11 protein-coding genes, 1 pseudogene and 1 CRISPR repeat array are annotated in these 15,483 nt (G+C 69.8%); of the genes and pseudogenes, 8 read left to right on the top strand and 4 right to left on the bottom strand.

The genetic code is table 11. The features are described from left to right. The first annotated feature begins 365 nt into the window (after positions 1–365). The 6 genes from cas3 to cas6e all read left to right on the top strand — a co-directional run bounded on the left by cas3 (position 366) and on the right by cas6e (position 8,305). A complete protein-coding gene (gene cas3 / locus ACZ5K7_RS35220) occupies positions 366–2,792 on the top strand; it encodes a CRISPR-associated helicase Cas3' (RefSeq protein ID WP_468920038.1) in 2,427 nt (808 codons plus the stop codon). 503 nt (positions 2,793–3,295) lie between these two features. Beyond that, positions 3,296–4,957, top strand: a complete 1,662-nt coding sequence (casA, locus tag ACZ5K7_RS35215; protein WP_468920036.1) for a type I-E CRISPR-associated protein Cse1/CasA — start codon at positions 3,296–3,298, stop codon at positions 4,955–4,957. After that, the gene (gene casB, locus ACZ5K7_RS35210; protein ID WP_468920033.1) at positions 4,954–5,586 is read left to right on the top strand and encodes a type I-E CRISPR-associated protein Cse2/CasB; all 633 of its coding nucleotides are present in this window, start codon (positions 4,954–4,956) and stop codon (positions 5,584–5,586) included. Before casA ends, casB begins: the two co-directional genes overlap by 4 nt. Before the next feature lie 14 nt (positions 5,587–5,600). After that, positions 5,601–6,764 (top strand): type I-E CRISPR-associated protein Cas7/Cse4/CasC, encoded by a 1,164-nt coding sequence (cas7e, locus tag ACZ5K7_RS35205; protein ID WP_468920030.1) that lies wholly within the window; start codon positions 5,601–5,603, stop codon positions 6,762–6,764. Between the two features lie 5 nt (positions 6,765–6,769). Further along, positions 6,770–7,504, top strand: coding sequence for a type I-E CRISPR-associated protein Cas5/CasD (cas5e, locus tag ACZ5K7_RS35200; RefSeq protein ID WP_468920028.1), 735 nt, complete (start codon positions 6,770–6,772; stop codon positions 7,502–7,504). 102 nt (positions 7,505–7,606) lie between these two features. Next, on the top strand, positions 7,607–8,305 hold the full coding sequence (gene cas6e, locus ACZ5K7_RS35195) for a type I-E CRISPR-associated protein Cas6/Cse3/CasE (RefSeq protein ID WP_468920025.1): 699 nt from the start codon (positions 7,607–7,609) through the stop codon (positions 8,303–8,305). 215 nt (positions 8,306–8,520) lie between these two features. Next, positions 8,521–9,281: a CRISPR direct-repeat array (repeat unit 29 nt; unit sequence GTCCGCTCCGCGCCCGCGGAGGTGTCCCG). A gap of 339 nt (positions 9,282–9,620) precedes the next feature. On the opposite strand, the gene ACZ5K7_RS35190 is transcribed toward cas6e, so the two are convergent. The 4 genes and pseudogenes from ACZ5K7_RS35190 to ACZ5K7_RS35175 all read right to left on the bottom strand — a co-directional run bounded on the left by ACZ5K7_RS35190 (position 9,621) and on the right by ACZ5K7_RS35175 (position 13,380). Further along, positions 9,621–11,489 (bottom strand): Helicase associated domain protein, encoded by a 1,869-nt coding sequence (locus ACZ5K7_RS35190; protein ID WP_468920022.1) that lies wholly within the window; start codon positions 11,487–11,489, stop codon positions 9,621–9,623. 127 nt (positions 11,490–11,616) lie between these two features. After that, positions 11,617–12,069, bottom strand: a pseudogene (locus ACZ5K7_RS35185) (DEAD/DEAH box helicase family protein); the annotation flags it as partial. Positions 12,070–12,224: 155 nt separating this feature from the next. After that, positions 12,225–12,512: a hypothetical protein gene (locus ACZ5K7_RS35180; RefSeq protein ID WP_468920019.1), complete on the bottom strand. Its 288-nt coding sequence runs from the start codon at positions 12,510–12,512 to the stop codon at positions 12,225–12,227. A gap of 394 nt (positions 12,513–12,906) precedes the next feature. Beyond that, positions 12,907–13,380 (bottom strand): ATP-binding protein, encoded by a 474-nt coding sequence (locus ACZ5K7_RS35175; protein ID WP_468920016.1) that lies wholly within the window; start codon positions 13,378–13,380, stop codon positions 12,907–12,909. A 570-nt stretch (positions 13,381–13,950) separates the two neighbouring features. Here ACZ5K7_RS35175 and ACZ5K7_RS35170 point away from each other — a divergent pair. Both ACZ5K7_RS35170 and ACZ5K7_RS35165 read left to right on the top strand, forming a co-directional pair. Beyond that, the gene (locus tag ACZ5K7_RS35170; protein WP_468920013.1) at positions 13,951–14,802 is read left to right on the top strand and encodes a hypothetical protein; all 852 of its coding nucleotides are present in this window, start codon (positions 13,951–13,953) and stop codon (positions 14,800–14,802) included. Next, positions 14,777–15,088: a DUF7178 family protein gene (locus tag ACZ5K7_RS35165; RefSeq protein WP_468920011.1), complete on the top strand. Its 312-nt coding sequence runs from the start codon at positions 14,777–14,779 to the stop codon at positions 15,086–15,088. The genes ACZ5K7_RS35170 and ACZ5K7_RS35165 overlap by 26 nt, the downstream gene beginning before the upstream one ends. The last annotated feature ends 395 nt before the right edge of the window (positions 15,089–15,483 follow it).

Below are 15,483 nucleotides of genomic sequence, written 5' to 3'. Positions count from 1 at the left end.
CTCGCCGCAGGCCGATCATGGGGCACCTCCGCTCGCGCGGAGTCGACGCGGGGTCGACGACCCAGCAGCGCAAATTCCATGGGAGACCTTCCGTGACGGAGTCGGTATGGCCGTCGACCGGGCTGATGTCGACGGCTGCGGGCCGTCTTCGCGTGCTGGGAAGGTGGCCTACCGGGTGTGGTGACCGGGTTGTCTGTCCGAACTTCCCCCATCGGGTGGGGGTTTGGGATTTTTGTTGTCAAGGTGCGTGCGGTGCGGGGCTCGCTGGTGGTCGTCAGGCTACTGGTGTCCGGCGGTGTGGCTCGGCGCGGTTGTGCGATCTTGAAGTTTTGTGACCGGGGTGGTTCGTGGGGTAGGGGGTTGGGGTGGATGTTCGTGGGGCGTGGGGGAAGTTGGGGCGTGGCGTTGTTCCGCACCCTTTGATCTGTCATGTGCTGGATACGGCGGTGGTGGCTGAGGGGCTGGTGGGGGTTTTGGTGGGGCCGCACTGTCGTGCGGAGCTGGAGGCGGGTTTCGGTCCGCTGGGGGATGCGGCGGGTTGGGTGTCGGTGCTGTGTGGTCTGCATGATCTGGGGAAGCTGTCGCCGGCGTTCCAGGGGTTGCGGCAGGACGTGGCGGTGCCGGCCCTGGGGCCGGTGGCGGGGGCTGACGTTGGGCGGTTGGCCCAGTGGCGGGACATTGAGGCGCGTACGGACTGTCATCACGGTCTGCTGACGGCGGTTCATCTGGCGCGGTTGTTGCGGTCGTGGGGTGCGGTGCCGGCCACCGCGCGGTCGGTCGCGTGGGGGTTGGGCGGTCATCACGGGGTGGTTCCGTCGGCTGCGGCGGTGCAGCAGGCGCGGGAGGCGGTGGGGGACAACGGGGGGCCGCGGTGGGCGGCTGCGTGCGACGAGCTGGTGGAGCGGGTTGTCTCCTTGTGGGGCCTGCCGCAGCCAGACGAGCTGCCGTGGCAGGAGGTGCGGCTGAGTCCGGAGGCGGTGGTGGCGCTGGCCGGGTTGGCCTCGGTGAGTGACTGGATCGCCTCTGCACGCCCGGAGACGTCGTATGCGGGCCTGGATGTCGACCTGGCCGCCTACCTCGCGCAGGCGCGCGTGGACGAGGCGCGCAAGATCGAGAAGCTGGCGTGGCGGCCGTGGCAGCCGCCACGCAAGACTGGGTTCGCGGCTCTCTTCCCGGACGAGGCACAGCCGCGTCCGGTGCAGATGGCGGTCGAGGCGGCGGTGGCCGGGATGCGGGGGCCGGGGATCGTGGTGGTGGCGGCCCCGACGGGGGAGGGCAAGACGAAGGCCGCCTTGCAGGCGGTGGCGGAGATGGTGCGCCGGCTGGGTCTGCAGGGCTTCTATGCGGCGATGCCATCGCGTGTGACGAGCAATCAGGCCTTCGAGACCGTGGAGGAGCTGCTGGAGGAGGCGGACGTGCCGGTGCGGCTGCTGCACTCCGCGGCCGGCGAATACCTCAACGGCCGTGCCGCGGCGGTGGATCCGGCCGCTGCACTGCGGCCGGTGGGTGTCGATGTGGACGGTGAGGGCGACGGGGACGGACAGGCCGCGCAGTGGTTCGCCCACAAACGCGGTCTGCTGGCACCGGTGGGTGTGGGGACGGTCGATCAGGCGCTGATGGCGGCGCTGCGCTCCAGTCATGTCTTCGTCCGTCTGACGGGCCTGTCGGGCAAGGTCGTCGTGTTCGACGAGGTGCACGGATATGACGTCCACATGTCGACGCTGATGGACCGGCTGCTGTGGTGGCTCGGCCGCATGCGGGTACCGGTCGTGGTGCTCTCGGCGACGTTGCCGTCCGGGCGTCAGCATGCGCTGGTGGAGAGCTGGCGGGCCGGCGCGCAGGGACGCAGGCCCGGCACGCAGGCGGTCGCCGCGGCGTCGGGAGGATATCCGCGGGTGGTGTGGGCGGATGAGAGCTGTGATGCCGTGCAGGTGGTGGACGTGCCTGCCTCGGAGCTGAACAGCGGCCGGGTGGTGGAGCTGTCGCGGGTCGCTTTTGCGGAGCGGGCCCGGTGGGCGCTGCGGCAGGCCGGTGAGGGGCGCTGCGTGGCCGTGGTGCAGAACCTGGTCCGGCACGCCGAGGAGGCGTATGAGCAGATCCTCCAGCTCGTTCAGGCGCTGCCGCAGGCGGAACGGCCCGAGGTGTTCTTGCTGCACGGGCAGCTGGAGGAGGCGCAGCGGGCCAGCGTGGAGGCCGAGATCCTGGCGCGGTTCGGCCCCCCGCACCCCGACCGGGAACAGGTCCGGCCGCAGCGGGCGATCGTGGTGGGCACGAAGCTGCTGGAGGAGGGCCTGGACGTGGACTTCGACGTGATGATCAGCTCCCTTGCGCCCATCGACAGCCTGATCCAGCGGATGGGCCGTATCCAGCGCCACCAGCGCGACGGCGACAGACCCGGCCTGTTGCTGGCTCTGACCGGAGTCGAGGAGGAGGCACAGAAGGTCACCTTCCCCCGCTACACGACGAACGTTCATGCGGAGGCGGTGCTGCTGCGGACCTGGGCGGTGCTGCGTGGACGTACGCAGGTGCGCTGTCCCGAGGAGGTGCAGCACCTGGTGGACTTGGTCTACGGCCCGCAGGAGGCGGTCGTCTGCCCGCGGGGCTGGGAGCGGCAGTGGGAGCGGGCGGCAGCCCAGCTGCAGCGCAGCATCGCCGGCCGGGAGGAGAAGGCCGAGGGTGTGCGGCTGCCGCAGCCCCGGGACGATGTCCAGCTGTGGGAACTGACCGCGCGGGCGACCAGGGCGAACCGGACCCGGCAGGACAGTTACCGGCGCGACGGCGACTGGCAGTGACCTGACACCCGATGGTGAGGAGAGCGCGGCCGCCGGTGAGGACGCGAGCCCGCCCCCACGGGATCTCCCGGTTCGATGGGCCACCGAACCTGACCCCGACCTCAGCGCCTCGCCGGCCATTCCGTTCGCCGGACGCACCCCTCCCTCAAGGACTGCATCACGAGCCGATGACCAGCGGCGAGACGCTGCATGCCTGCCGGGCTCCTCGCCGCTCGGCACCGCGGACGAGGCCCCCCGACCTGGCGGTGGAAGTGCTGCGCGGGATGCCGCTGCGGCCGTTGTCTCCCGGCAGGTGATGGCTGGGACGCTGCCGTGCCATCGGTGAAGGACGAGGCCACGCAGCGCGGTACCGCTCCCGCCCATACCGCACCGGCCTCGAGCTGAGTATGAATTCAGCCGACATCGCGGGGCGAGTGATCCATTCCGGGTGAACCCGCCGCGATTGTCAGTGGCGTTTGCAAGACTCGCCCCCTGCACGACTGTTGGGGGAGGAACGACACGCTGTGGGCTTCAATCTGCTGACCGAGCCATGGCTGCCGGCGGTGCGCATGGACGGCGCCCGGCAAGAGATCAGCCTGGCCCAGGCGCTGCGTGAGGCAGCTTCCTACCGGCGTCTTGCGGGATCTTCACCGACCATGACCGCGGCACTGCACCGCCTGCTGCTGGCTCTCGCGCACCGGGTGTACCAGCCGCTGGACGCCGCCCGCTGGGCACAGCTGTGGCAGGCCCAGACCGATGGCGGACTGCCCGCGGCCGAACTGGCCGGCTATCAGGAGAAGTGGCACGCCCGCTTCGATCTGTTCGATCCGGACATGCCGTTCTTCCAGTGCGCGGCTCTGGACAACACCCCGGGCAGCACGGCGAAACTCGTGGCCGGCTGGGCCACGGGCAGCAACCGGACTCTGTTCGATCACACCACTGCTGACCAGTGTCCGGTCCTGCCGCCGGCGCAGGCGGCCCGCTGGCTGGTGACCGTGCAGGCCTACGACACTTCGGGAACGAAGCAGCCCTACCGCAAAGAGCGCACCGCAGAGGGCGGTCTGGGCAATCGCTTCGGCTGTGTGCTGGTCGAGGGCGCCACTCTGCACGAGACCCTGCTGCTGAACATGCAGCGCTACCAGCCGGACGACGAACTGCCCGCCCGCACCACCGGGCGGGACCGGCCGGTGTGGGAAGCCGAGCAGCCCCCCGACCCCGAGCCGGATGCGCGTACCCCGCTGGGCTGGACGGATCTGCTCACCTGGCCGTCTCGGCGCATCCTGCTGTCCACCACGACCTCCTCCGGCACCACCGAGGTCAACGGTGTCGTGCTCACTCCGGGGACGCGGCTGGAGGGTGACCTCGTCGAGTGGGAGGCCATGGCGGCCTACCGGCGGCCGTGGCTGAAAGGCGGCAAGCAGGGCGATCTGAGGGCAGTCACCCTGGAGGAACTGCGCGGCGTGTGGCGCCACAGCCAGGAACTGCTGCTGGCGTCCGACAAACGCTGGTGGAACACCTGGCGCGCAGCCCGCTATGCCAAGGGGCCGCTGCCTGCCCAGGAACCAGAGCGGCGGCGGCCGGCCGCACTGGACCACATCGCCGAACTCGTCGAGGACGGCCACATCCCCGAGGACACCGTCTACACGCTGCGGATCTTCGGACAGCAGCTCGGTGACCAGGGCGGAGACACCTACGCCTGGTACGAGGAAGCCGTTCCCGCACCGGTGGCACTCATGCGGGCCGACAGCGCCCGCATCGGCCGCATCGTGGGCTACGCGGTGTCCCTGGCCAACGACCTCGGCGAACAGCTGAAGCTCATGGAACGCCAGTACGCGGCTGACTTCCACCGCCAGCTCAACAAGGACCAGGAGAAGAAGTCCAGCGAGCTGGAGATCCTCTACTGGCCGCAGCTGGCACCACCGTTCGCCGCCTTCCTGCGGGAACTGGGCCAGGCCCTCCTGGACGGCACAGGCGAGACCGAACCCGCCGAACGCTGGGGCCACGCGGTCTGCGAACTCGCCGACAAAACCGCCTGGCAGTGGCTGCAAGGGGCCCCACGCCGCGATCGCTCGCTGCTGACTGCGAGCGCCCACTTCGACGACTTCCAACTCGCCCGCCACAAGCTGCAGCGCATCTTCCGCGGCGGCCTCGCCCGCTACAGCGCGCCACCCCCGGAGGACGCATGACCACCCCCCGCACCGCACCCAGCCAACCGGACAGCATCCAGCAGCGCCGCGGCGAATTCGTCACCCACCTCTACGGCCTACACCGGTCGATGTCCTCCGACAACCGGCACGCGGCCAGCGAGGCCCGCCGCACCATGGCACGCCTGCGGCGTTGCTTCTCCGGCTCCCGCCAGGAAGCCGACGCCTACACCATCGTCTTCGACTTCGACCCGCCCGAGGCGGAACAACACATCTGGCTGCTGCTCGCGGGCCTGTTCGCCCTGCACCCCCAGCCGCATCACGGCGAGCGCAGCAGACCCTCCATCGGCACCGCCATGGGCCAACTCGCCCAGGAGCGCGGCGACTCCGTACAACGCCGCTTCACCCAGCTGGTCTCCGTCGAAACCGCAGCCCTACCCCACTACCTGCGCCAGTGCGTACAGCTGCTGGCGACCGCCGATATCCCGGTCGATTACTACCGCCTTCTCAACGAACTCGTCGATCTCCTGGCCAACGACCCCTACGGGCGCACCGCAGAACGCCGCCAGCGGATCCGCCTGACCTGGGCCCGCGATTACCACCGGGCCAGCCGCCCCACCCCCGCCGGCACGGCCGAGCCCGCCCCGGCCCCTGCCGACACCACCGCCTGAACCGGAGACCCGCCATGCTCATCGAGCTCCACCTCCTGCAGTCCTTCCCCGTCAGCAACCTCAACCGGGACGACCTCGGCCAGCCCAAAACCGCCCGCTTCGGCGGCCACACCCGCGCCCGCATCTCCAGCCAGTCCCTCAAACGCGCCGCACGCCAACTCCTCGCCCAGCACGGCCTGGACACCTCCGAGCTCGGAGTGCGCACCAAACGCCTCCGCGACGCCGCAGCCGGCATCCTCGCCGACCGCGGCCGGAACAAGGACGAAGCCCTGGGCGTCTGCCAAGCCGGCCTCGAGGAAATCGGATTCGCCCCACACGCCGCGACCGGCCTGACCAAGTACCTCCTCTACGTCGGCCGGCCCGCCCAGGAACACCTCGCCGACTACTGCGACGAACGGTGGGACACCCTCGCCAAGACCGTGGCCGAGGCAAAACAGCGCAGGGAGAAGACCGAGAAAACGCCGCAGAAGAAGACCTCGAAGACGGCTGCGGCCAAACCCACCAAGCAGGCCCAGGAACAGGCCGAGCGCATCCTGGACGGCACCCGGGCCGCGGACATCGCCCTGTTCGGACGCATGATCGCCGACAACACCGACTTCAACGTCAACGCCGCCTCACAGGTCGCCCACGCCCTGTCCACCCACGCCGTCGTCAACGAATTCGACTACTACACCGCCCTCGACGACCTCAGGCCCGACGCCGAACCCGCCGCAGACATGATCGGCACCATCGACTTCAACACCGCCTGCTTCTACCGCTACGCCAACCTCGACCTGGACCAGCTCGCCAAAAACCTGCCCGCCGACCCGGACCTCGCCGCCCGCGCAGCCCGTGCCTGGCTGTACTCCTTCATCCACGCCGTGCCCGGAGGCAAACAGAACTCCATGGCCGCTCGCACCATGCCCCAAGCACTCCTCGGCGTCGTGCGCGAAACCGGCGCCTGGAACCTGGCCAACGCCTTCCTCAGCCCTGTCACCGACGTCCCCGACCTCATGGCCGCATCCAGCCAGCGCCTCATCGACCACTTCCAGCAGCTGCGCGGCTTCTACGGCGACACCCAACTGCGCCACACCAGCATCGCCACCATCGGCCCCGCCCTCACCGGTGTGCCCGACGAGATGAAGGCCCCCACCCTCGACGCCTTCACCTCCGGCCTGCTGACCGCGACCAAGAGCTGACCGCCGTGCCCACCCTGCTGATGTGCTTCGACGCCCCCATGCAGTCCTGGGGCACCCGATCCCAGTTCAACAGCCGCGACACCACCACCGAACCCACCAAATCCGGCGTCGTCGGCTTGCTCGCAGCCGCCCTCGGCATTCCAAGGGAAGCCGATGAGGACATCCAACACCTGGCCAGCCTGCGCATGGGCGTGCGCGTCGACCGGGAGGGCGTCGTCGAAAGCGACTTCCACACCGTCCAGAACGTGCCCAACACCGATGGCAAGAACCACCGCACCGCCGTCACCAAACGGTTCTACCTGGCCGACGCCCTCTTCCTCGTCGCCCTCGAATCAGACGACGCACCACTCCTAGACCGCCTCCACGATGCCCTCGACCGTCCGCGCTGGCCGCTCTACTTCGGACGCAAAGCCTTCGTCCCCGCCCGGCCCCTCGCGAGCCACGGACTGCCAGGCGAGCGCCGTGCCATCACCCAGCGACCGCTCGATGAGGCACTGACCCTCCACCCCTGGCTGGAAAACCAACCCCACATCCGCGCCCGTCACCGCCCCGCCCCCGACGAACCCGCCCAGACGTGGCTGCGCACCGTCGTCGACGCCGAACCCTGGATCCTCGACGTCGAACTACGTCACGACCAACCACTTTCCTTCCACCGCCAGCAACGCGCCTTCGCATCCCGAGCCGTACACACCGGCCACATCCCCCTCACGCCCGCAATGGTCAGCAATGACGCCGCCTGAGCGCCTCCGCGCTGGCCGGCCCGCCTGCCTACGGCTTCTCGCCGCTTACACCACGCCCACCTTCCCACCCGAAGCCCGCCCCGCCGCGGAAGGGAGCATCCGATGACCCTGTGGCTCACCCGGCTCACCCCGGGCCCCATCTCGCGCCTGGCCCAACAGGAATTGAGCGGCACCCACGGCACCTCCCTGCACCGCCGCGTCATGTCTCTCTTCCCCGACGACATCCCCGACCAGGCAAGAACCCGCTTCGGCGTCCTCTTCCGCATCGAGGACACCCACTCCGGCAGCCACCTCCTCCTGCAGTCCAACCAGCCCCCCGACCCCACCGGCCTACCTGACGGCTACGGCACCCTCACCACCCGCCCTCTCGACGACCTCCTCACCGCTCTCAAGCCCGGCCGTACCGTCCGTTTCCGGTGCACGGCCTCACCTGTGCGCAAACCCGGCGCCACCACCCGTGCCCTCTACAACCTCCCCGCCGTCGTCCCACTGCGCGGCGAAGCCGCCGACGAATGGTGGCACCGGCAGGCCCACGCTGCCGGCCTGAAACCCCTCACCCTCGCCTCCCAGTCCCTCGACGCCGTTCGCGACCGCCCCAGCACTCGCCCCGACACCTCCGCCAAGCGCGGCAACACCATCCGCCATCACCGCGTGCGCTTCGACGGCACCGCCACCGTCAGTAACCCCGACCTGCTCAAGGCAGCGATCCACCACGGCATCGGCCGCGGCAAGGCATACGGTTGCGGCCTGCTCAGCATCGCCCCCGCACCGGATTCCGAGCCCGCAGAGACATCCCGATGAGCATGTCGTCGTCCGCCCTCAACGGGTCGTCCCTCCGCGCAAGTGCCCCGTGCGCGCCGATCTCCGTTCTCGCTCCTCGACAACGCGACCCTCGCCGTCACTGCGTCCTCTCCGCGCTCGCGGTGGTGTCCCGCACTACGCGTCAAGGCCTGGCCCGAACTGGACGTCCGCTCCGCGCTTGCGGAGGTCAACCACATGCACCCGCAGGGCGTGCGGTCCGCTCCGCGCTCGCGGAGGTGTCCCGGCGACCTCGGCGGGCATGCTCGTCTGGCTTGGGTCCGCTCCGCGCTCGCGGAGGTGTCCCGTTTTGCCACTCGATCATCAGGTCGGGCACCATGTCCGCTCCGCGCTCGCGGAGGCGTCCCGTCGGGCCCGATGGCCGCATGCCAGACCGTGTCGTCCGCTCCGCGCCCGCGGAGGTGTCCCGGCGGTGGTGACGGTGCGCCTGTGGAAGGCCCGGTCCGCTCCGCGCCCGCGGAGGTGTCCCGCCCCGTACCGCCGCCCGAGCCGCATCCCGGCCGTCCGCTCCGCGCCCGCGGAGGTGTCCCGGACACTCCTAACACCCGCCTCGGCACCGGACAGGTCCGCTCCGCGCCCGCGGAGGTGTCCCGTACGGGAGGCCGCCGCCCTGCTGGCCTCCCGCGTCCGCTCCACGCCCGCGGAGGTGTCCCGGAGGCCACGGCGAGGGCGGTGTCACTGTCCTGGTCCGCTCCGTGGCCGCGGAGGTGTCCCGACGCGTGAAAGGAATGCAGGAGGTGAGCGGAGTCCGCTCCGCGCCCGCGGAGGTGTCCCGGAATACGGCTGGGACGGCGTCGCCTGGTGCGCGTCCGCTCCGCGCCCGCGGAGGTGTCCCGCTCACGGCCTACGCCGAGGTCCCCAACGAGCTGTCCGCTCCGTGCCCGCGGAGGTGTCCCGATCGACGCGCTCACCGCCGACCCCAACGGGCCGTCCGCTCCGCGCCCGCGGAGGTGTCCCGGGACGGGTGGTGGTGCTGCGGTGACCGTTTCCGTCCGTTCCGCGTTTGCGGCGGTGTTCCGCTGAACGCGGCGGGTCGTGGCGCCGAACGTGGTGGGGTCTGCTTCGTGCTCGCGTGCCTGAGGGAATGCCTAGCCGTCCCGCCGTGTTGCAGAGAGCGTGGTTGTGGAGGGGACAGTGTCCCCGGGCCTCACCTATTGCCCATGAGGACGATCGTTCGGCGATGCCTCATTGGAGCCTTTCGCCGCGTAGGCGACCGCCCTTCACGACCACACGCACGTCGATGGCCCGTCCTGGATCTCTTCCGGGGCGGGCCACCGTCATGTCCGGCCGGTACCGGCTACCAGCGCATGCCGAGGGCGTCGAGGTCGGCGCGGCGCTGCGGACTCAGCTTGGCGGCCCTCCTACGGACGTTGTCGAGCCAGGCACCAAGTTTGTGCTCAACGCCATCCACGACCTCTACCGCCTTGCGGGGCACAGACAGATGCCCTTCGCGTTCGTGGAACTGGCGCGCCTCCGCAAGGTTCGCGATCCACCGTGCGTCATGCGGCCGGGACGCACCCGCCACGGGCTCCCCCTCGGCCGGGGGCTCGATCCCGACCGATTCCAGGAGCCACTGCTGCGCGGGCATCAGCCGCTCCCACCCGGCCCGCTGCCCGGTGACCCACATGCCCAGGTCCTCGCCCTGCACGATCAGTTCCCCCGGCCCGGCCGGGAGAGCGCCGCCCGCCTTCCGATGGGCGAGCGTGAGCCTGTAGGCCCGCTGCCATCCGATCTCCCAAGCCGGGCACCACCCGGGGTCGATCTCGGACAGAGCCTCCATACGGCTCTCTGACAGCTCCCCGGCGTACGGGACGCCCGTTTCCCCGGCGGCCCGCCGTTCGGCGTTCTCAGCCGTCCTGCGGGTCGCTGCACGGGCGTTCTTCGTCCAGGTCCCGATGGGAAAGTTGTCCCCACCCCACACCGCCCCCGTCGGCGGGAGCAGGTGCCCGTGCGCTTCGGCGTAGGCGCGGGCGACGGCGAGGCCGGCCTCCCACGCGGACGCCTGCACCGACCACACCATCCCCAGCGCCTCCAGCTGCTCGACGCGCGCCGCTTCCAGGGTTCCGGCCGCGTAGTACCGGCGCTGATCCGCGATCCACACCCCCAGCGGATGCGAGCCGACCGCGCCCCAGTCCTCCGGCGTGACGTACGTGTACGGCACGCGCAGCTCGCTGTTGCCGGTCTCGCGCAGCCACCTCGTGGCGGCCTCGATGCCGCGCCGCCAGTACGCGGCTTCGGGGTCGATGACCCGCAGCCGGACGAACTGGGTGAGGGCGGCGGGGTCGCGTTCCTCGCTGAACCTGAGCACCCCGGCCGCCGCCGCGCCGACCTGGACGACGTCCTGGTCCTGGCTGTCGTCGCCCTGCTCCTGGTCGTGGCCGACGTCCGTGTCCGGCTGCGGGAGGGCGTTGCGGACGCGGGGGTCGGCAAGGGCTTCGATCGTGTCCGTGTCGTGGGCCCTGAGTGCTCCGAGGATCTTGGCGAGGGTGCCGTAAGCGTCGGAGGTGAGCAGTTCGTTCGCGTCTTCGTCCTCGCAGAGGAACACCGGCACGATGAGCGTGGCCAGCTTCCCGGCCCCGGGCCGGGTGCGCAGGGCACGCCCGACCATCTGCACGATGTCCACCATGCTGCCGCGGGCGTCCGCGAAGAGCACTGCGTCGCATTCGGCGGTGTCGACGCCTTCCCCCAGCACCCGAACCGAGGAGAGCACCCGCAGTTCCGCGCGCACGTCCCGCCCTTGGCCGTCCAGCTCGGCGAGGAAGTCCGAGGCGAACTCGTCCAGGACCTGGCGGCGGTGAGCGGGAGGGTGCTCGCCGTACAGCCACTGCGCCCACACCTGCTCGGCCGGCGGGAAGGTGTCGGGGTCGTCCTCGGCGAGGCGGGCCGCCGTCGCGGGCACGGCGGCCGCCATGGCCTCCGCCTCGCCGACCCGGCTGTGGAAGGACAACACCCGCCGAAACCGCTCCTCGGCGGCCGCGCGCATGAGTCCGGTCTGCACTGCCGCCAGACGGGCCCCGCGCACTGCGCCGGAGCCGGTCGCCTCGGTCGTCATCGCGGCGTACAGCTCGGGGTCGCGGATGTCCAGGCACAGCACCTGATAGGGCGCCACCAGCCCCATCCGGATCGCCTCGGACAGCTTCAGCTTGTAGGCGACCGGCCCGAACACCGGCTGAGTCCTCGTCCATGGACGCCACCAGCCGCGGGCGGTCCCCGTCCCCGTCGGCCTCCCAGATCCGAGCCGTCGCGGTCATGTACAGCCGCCGCACGGCCGGGACCTGGGTCTGGTCGTGCACGGCCGCCCAGGGCTTGAGCCCGTCCCCACTGACCCGGTGCGCCTCATCCACCACCATCAGGTCCCACACCCTGAGCCCCGCGGCGTGCGCGCGCTGGAGCGTGCCCATGCCGACCGACGCGTAGGTCGCGAACACCGTCACCGTCTCGGGGCCGGCGGTCCAGGCGATCAGTTCGTCGGGGTCGGTCGTGCACGGGAGCCCCTGGCTGTCCGCGCCCCGCAGGGAGCAGACGCCGATCATTGCGCCGTGACGGCCGCCCGCGCGCCACGCTGCGGCCATCTGCAACAGCAGGTCCAGGGTCGGGACGAGGACCAGCACCCGGCGCGCGGACAGACGGTCGGCCGCCGCCACGCCGATCAGCGTCTTCCCGGACCCGGTCGCGGCGATGACCTGCGTGCGCAGCCCCTCGGGCGGGATGCCCCGGCCGGGCTGCTCGGAGAGATGGCGCAGCACGGTGTCGACGGCTTCGACTTGATGTGGGCGGAGCGTGACGGTCACGATGGGGGTCCTCCTGGTCTCGGTTGCTCTGGTGACTGGGTGGGTGGGCGGCCGTGCGCCTGGCAGTGGACGGCCGCCCTGCCATGTTCAGCAGGGTGTCCGGTGGGGTTCTAGGTGTCCGTGGATGCCGTGAAGCGCCCGCCCTCGGTCCTGGTGGCCCCGTGGCGGCCGCGCCCGGGGCGCGCCTCGTGGGCCGCGCGGACCTGCGCCGCGAGGTACAACGACTGGCCGCTCCGGCCGGGCTCACGGCTGTGAGCGGCGATGCCCCACCGCGACAGCTGCTTACGGGCCGAACCGGTCGCAGAATCCCCCGTGAACCCCAGGTAGGCGGCCACCACCGAGACAGTCCACAACTCCTCTGGCGGGGACGCGGGGGAGGGCGGAGGGTCTGTGGTCATCAGTACGGGCCTTTCAGGGAGTCGGAACGGGCACTCCCATAATGACTCACAGCGAGTCGTTATGGTGGCACTTTCGAGGAAGCAGCTCGACTTCCCACCGCTGCTCCACTCCCGTGCACGCAAGAGGCCGGCGCCCAGTCCGTACAGCAACTCCCCCCGAACAACAGCAGGGCTTTAGGCGCCGCGCCCAGGGAGATCGAACACTTTCGGCCTGGATCTATCCGTGTGGCCGGTTTGTGGTGCATGGTGTGCGGGCGGGCGCGATCCAATCCCCCAGGTGAGGGCCCCTGATGGGCCCTGCTGTCCCGCTCCTGCGATGGCGGGGCCCGCCGCCCCTCCCGGCCTCCCCACGGGAGGGTTGGCGGCTGCCCGCGTGCTGGATGACGGGCCGCGCTCAGGGCTGGCGGCCGGCCGGGTCTCCGCCCGGATCGTCGGCCAGTTGGAGGGACGCGGTGATCCGCTTTCCCACTGGCTCGCGGTGGATCTGGAAACTCTGGGACACGGCCATCACGATCTCCAGTCCGTGCTGACCGATTCGGGCGGGGTCGGGTGCCAGGACGGCGGGCATGGCGGTGCTGCTGTCCCAGACGCTCACCTCGACGGCGCCGTTCCTGACGTCCAAGGTCAGCAGACAGGGGCCGGGGGCGTACTTGCGGGCGTTGGTCACCAGTTCGCTCACCACCAGCTGCACCATGCCCATGGCGCGGCCGGACACCGGAAGCCCGTGAATAGCCTGCACGTTGGTCAGGAAGGACCGGGCGAGGGCGCGGGCGGCAGCGATGTCCGCACTGCCCTCGAACGCCTCGGAAACCGAAATGAACTCGCCTACCAGCGCATTCCGCCCGTCGTCCCCCGCCTTGTAGTCCATCCGGCCCGTCCAGCCTCCCTCAAGCACAGCCCCAGCCGGATGCGTATACCCCGACGGCGCTGCTGGATGCAGGCGGACAGCAGACAGCGCCCTGACACGAAAGAGGCCGGCGCCCAATCCGCGCGAGCGCGGGTGGCAAGGGCGCCGGCCACCGAAAATCCCGCAAGGGACACCCCAACCCCACCGACTTCCGGGCCGAGTGTCGGAGCACCTCGGGCAAGGCGCACTGCACAGGAGCAGCCACCGCCGAACCGAGGCCACGCCCTCTGACCGCCTCAACGCCCTCCGGGCGGCCCGCTAGGCGCAGCGCAGCCCTGGGGGAGCAGCAAGGACCCACGCGCGCAGGGCGCAGCACAAGACCTTTCTGGGCCGGGGTGGGCGGGGCGGGGTGCGTCACCGGCCGCCGCACCCCAGGGCTCCGCGGTCTAGCCGACGGAGGAGCCCGCAATGCCGTCCCTCGGTCAGCATCTGTCTGTAGCTGCCCTCTTGGCAAAACGCTCTACATATCAGGGTTCCGCGACTTCGTAGGCTGTGCGAGCCTCTAGGTGCCTGATGAGATGAGGGGGGCGAGTGACCAACGATCCACAGCAGCGTGTTCGGTTACGGCTTGCTCGTCAGCGCACAGTTCCCACCCGAGTGCGGGGCCGAGTCAGACAGAACATTCCTGAGTCGCAACCCGCGCCTGATTCTCAGCCCGAGCCAGAACCACAACCCGAGCCTGAGCCGCAACCTGATCCCGAGCCGGATACAACGACGCCGCGCCGAAGTTGGTGGCGCCGTATTCCGTGGGCTCAGGTCGGCACAGTAGGTGGTGCAATCACGGCCATCGGCACCCTGATGTTCACGGGCATCGCCACATATTTCAGTGCCGAGGTCGCGCGAGATCAGCTCAAGCAGTCCAAGGAGACCGCAGAGCGGGAGGTGAGATCCCAGGCACGACTCGTCTCGTTATGGGTGGAAAACAATGCCCGTGATGATCTGGTAATCACTGTTCAAAATAGGTCACGCGACGCCATCAGTGAGACTGAAATCCGCTTCTTCGTGCAGGGCAGTGTCGGGAAAAAGAGTATACGTGTCGCATTCGACATAGCTGCAAACACGATGCCGCCGTGCTCACAGCTTACGCTCACGTCGCGATCACTCTGGGCGTCGGTAGAAGGTGAACCAGCTAAAGAACAGCGATATGTCATAGACGACATGAGTTGGTACAAAAGCCATGGTTACGGACGTTTGGCCTATGACAGTTTATGGGGCTTGGCGACTGTGTTCTGGGACCGTGACGGTCTGACCTGGACGCGCGGAGAAACCCTTACCCAAGACGGGGTAACGAACCTACCCGGTGGCTATTCCCAAGGCATCTACGAGGGTCGGCTGAAGACGAGCCACATGGACCCCGGTGAGTGCACCGACGGTATTACCTGAGTCCGCAGACCTTCGGGCGGGGTTCCTTTCCCGGCTGTTCCGAGAGATTCCGCAGCATCGAATCCACTGCCTCAACCTGGTGAGGACAGAGAGCCATGTGTGCCATTCAGCCCACGCACACGATATCGCAGTACGTAAGGTCTACGGGCAGCGCGCCCGAGGGCTCGGCGCACTCAGGCGGTACAACCTCCTGGCCGACTGCTACCGGGCCGCCGCACAGGAAAACGGAGAGATTCCCAGCAAGGTGCAGGCCGTCACCTGGGTCGTGCACATCGAGCGGAATTGACTAGCCGGAAGGGGGCCCCGACCGTGACCCCAGAATCCATCCGGGCTCCAGAATTGACGCATTCTCGGCTAAGGGTTCTAGGGTGAGGCGGTGGTGGGATGTCAGCCCATAATCTATCCGGTCGCCAATTTTGACGCACGGGCGGTGCGGTGACAGAGCGTCACCCTCGGTCGGGTGCCGACCAGTTCGCGGCACCCCCCATCACCTCCCTTGCTGCTGCCGCTTTTACCTGACTGCGGAGCAGTCAGGTCCCGGGCCAGCGCGGAGCGTTGGTCCGGCAGGCCGGGCACGGAGTGCCTGGCCCCTCCGGGCGGAGCCCGGAGGCCTTCCGGCGCGCAGCGCCGGGAAGCGTCGCGTAGCGACGCCGCGTCGTGTCTGCGGAGCAGACCGCGCGC

Source organism: Streptomyces sp. NPDC031497, assembly GCF_055580905.1.
This window is presented reverse-complemented; position numbering and strand designations above follow the sequence as displayed.

Excerpts from the sequence above, each read along its gene's own strand:
- ACZ5K7_RS35175 (WP_468920016.1), bottom strand. The coding sequence starts at position 13,380 with ATGGACTACAAGGCGGGGGACGACGGGCGGAATGCGCTGGTAGGCGAG.
- cas6e (WP_468920025.1), top strand. The coding sequence starts at position 7,607 with ATGACCCTGTGGCTCACCCGGCTCACCCCGGGCCCCATCTCGCGCCTG.
- cas7e (WP_468920030.1), top strand. The coding sequence starts at position 5,601 with ATGCTCATCGAGCTCCACCTCCTGCAGTCCTTCCCCGTCAGCAACCTC.
- ACZ5K7_RS35180 (WP_468920019.1), bottom strand. The coding sequence starts at position 12,512 with ATGACCACAGACCCTCCGCCCTCCCCCGCGTCCCCGCCAGAGGAGTTG.
- casB (WP_468920033.1), top strand. The coding sequence starts at position 4,954 with ATGACCACCCCCCGCACCGCACCCAGCCAACCGGACAGCATCCAGCAG.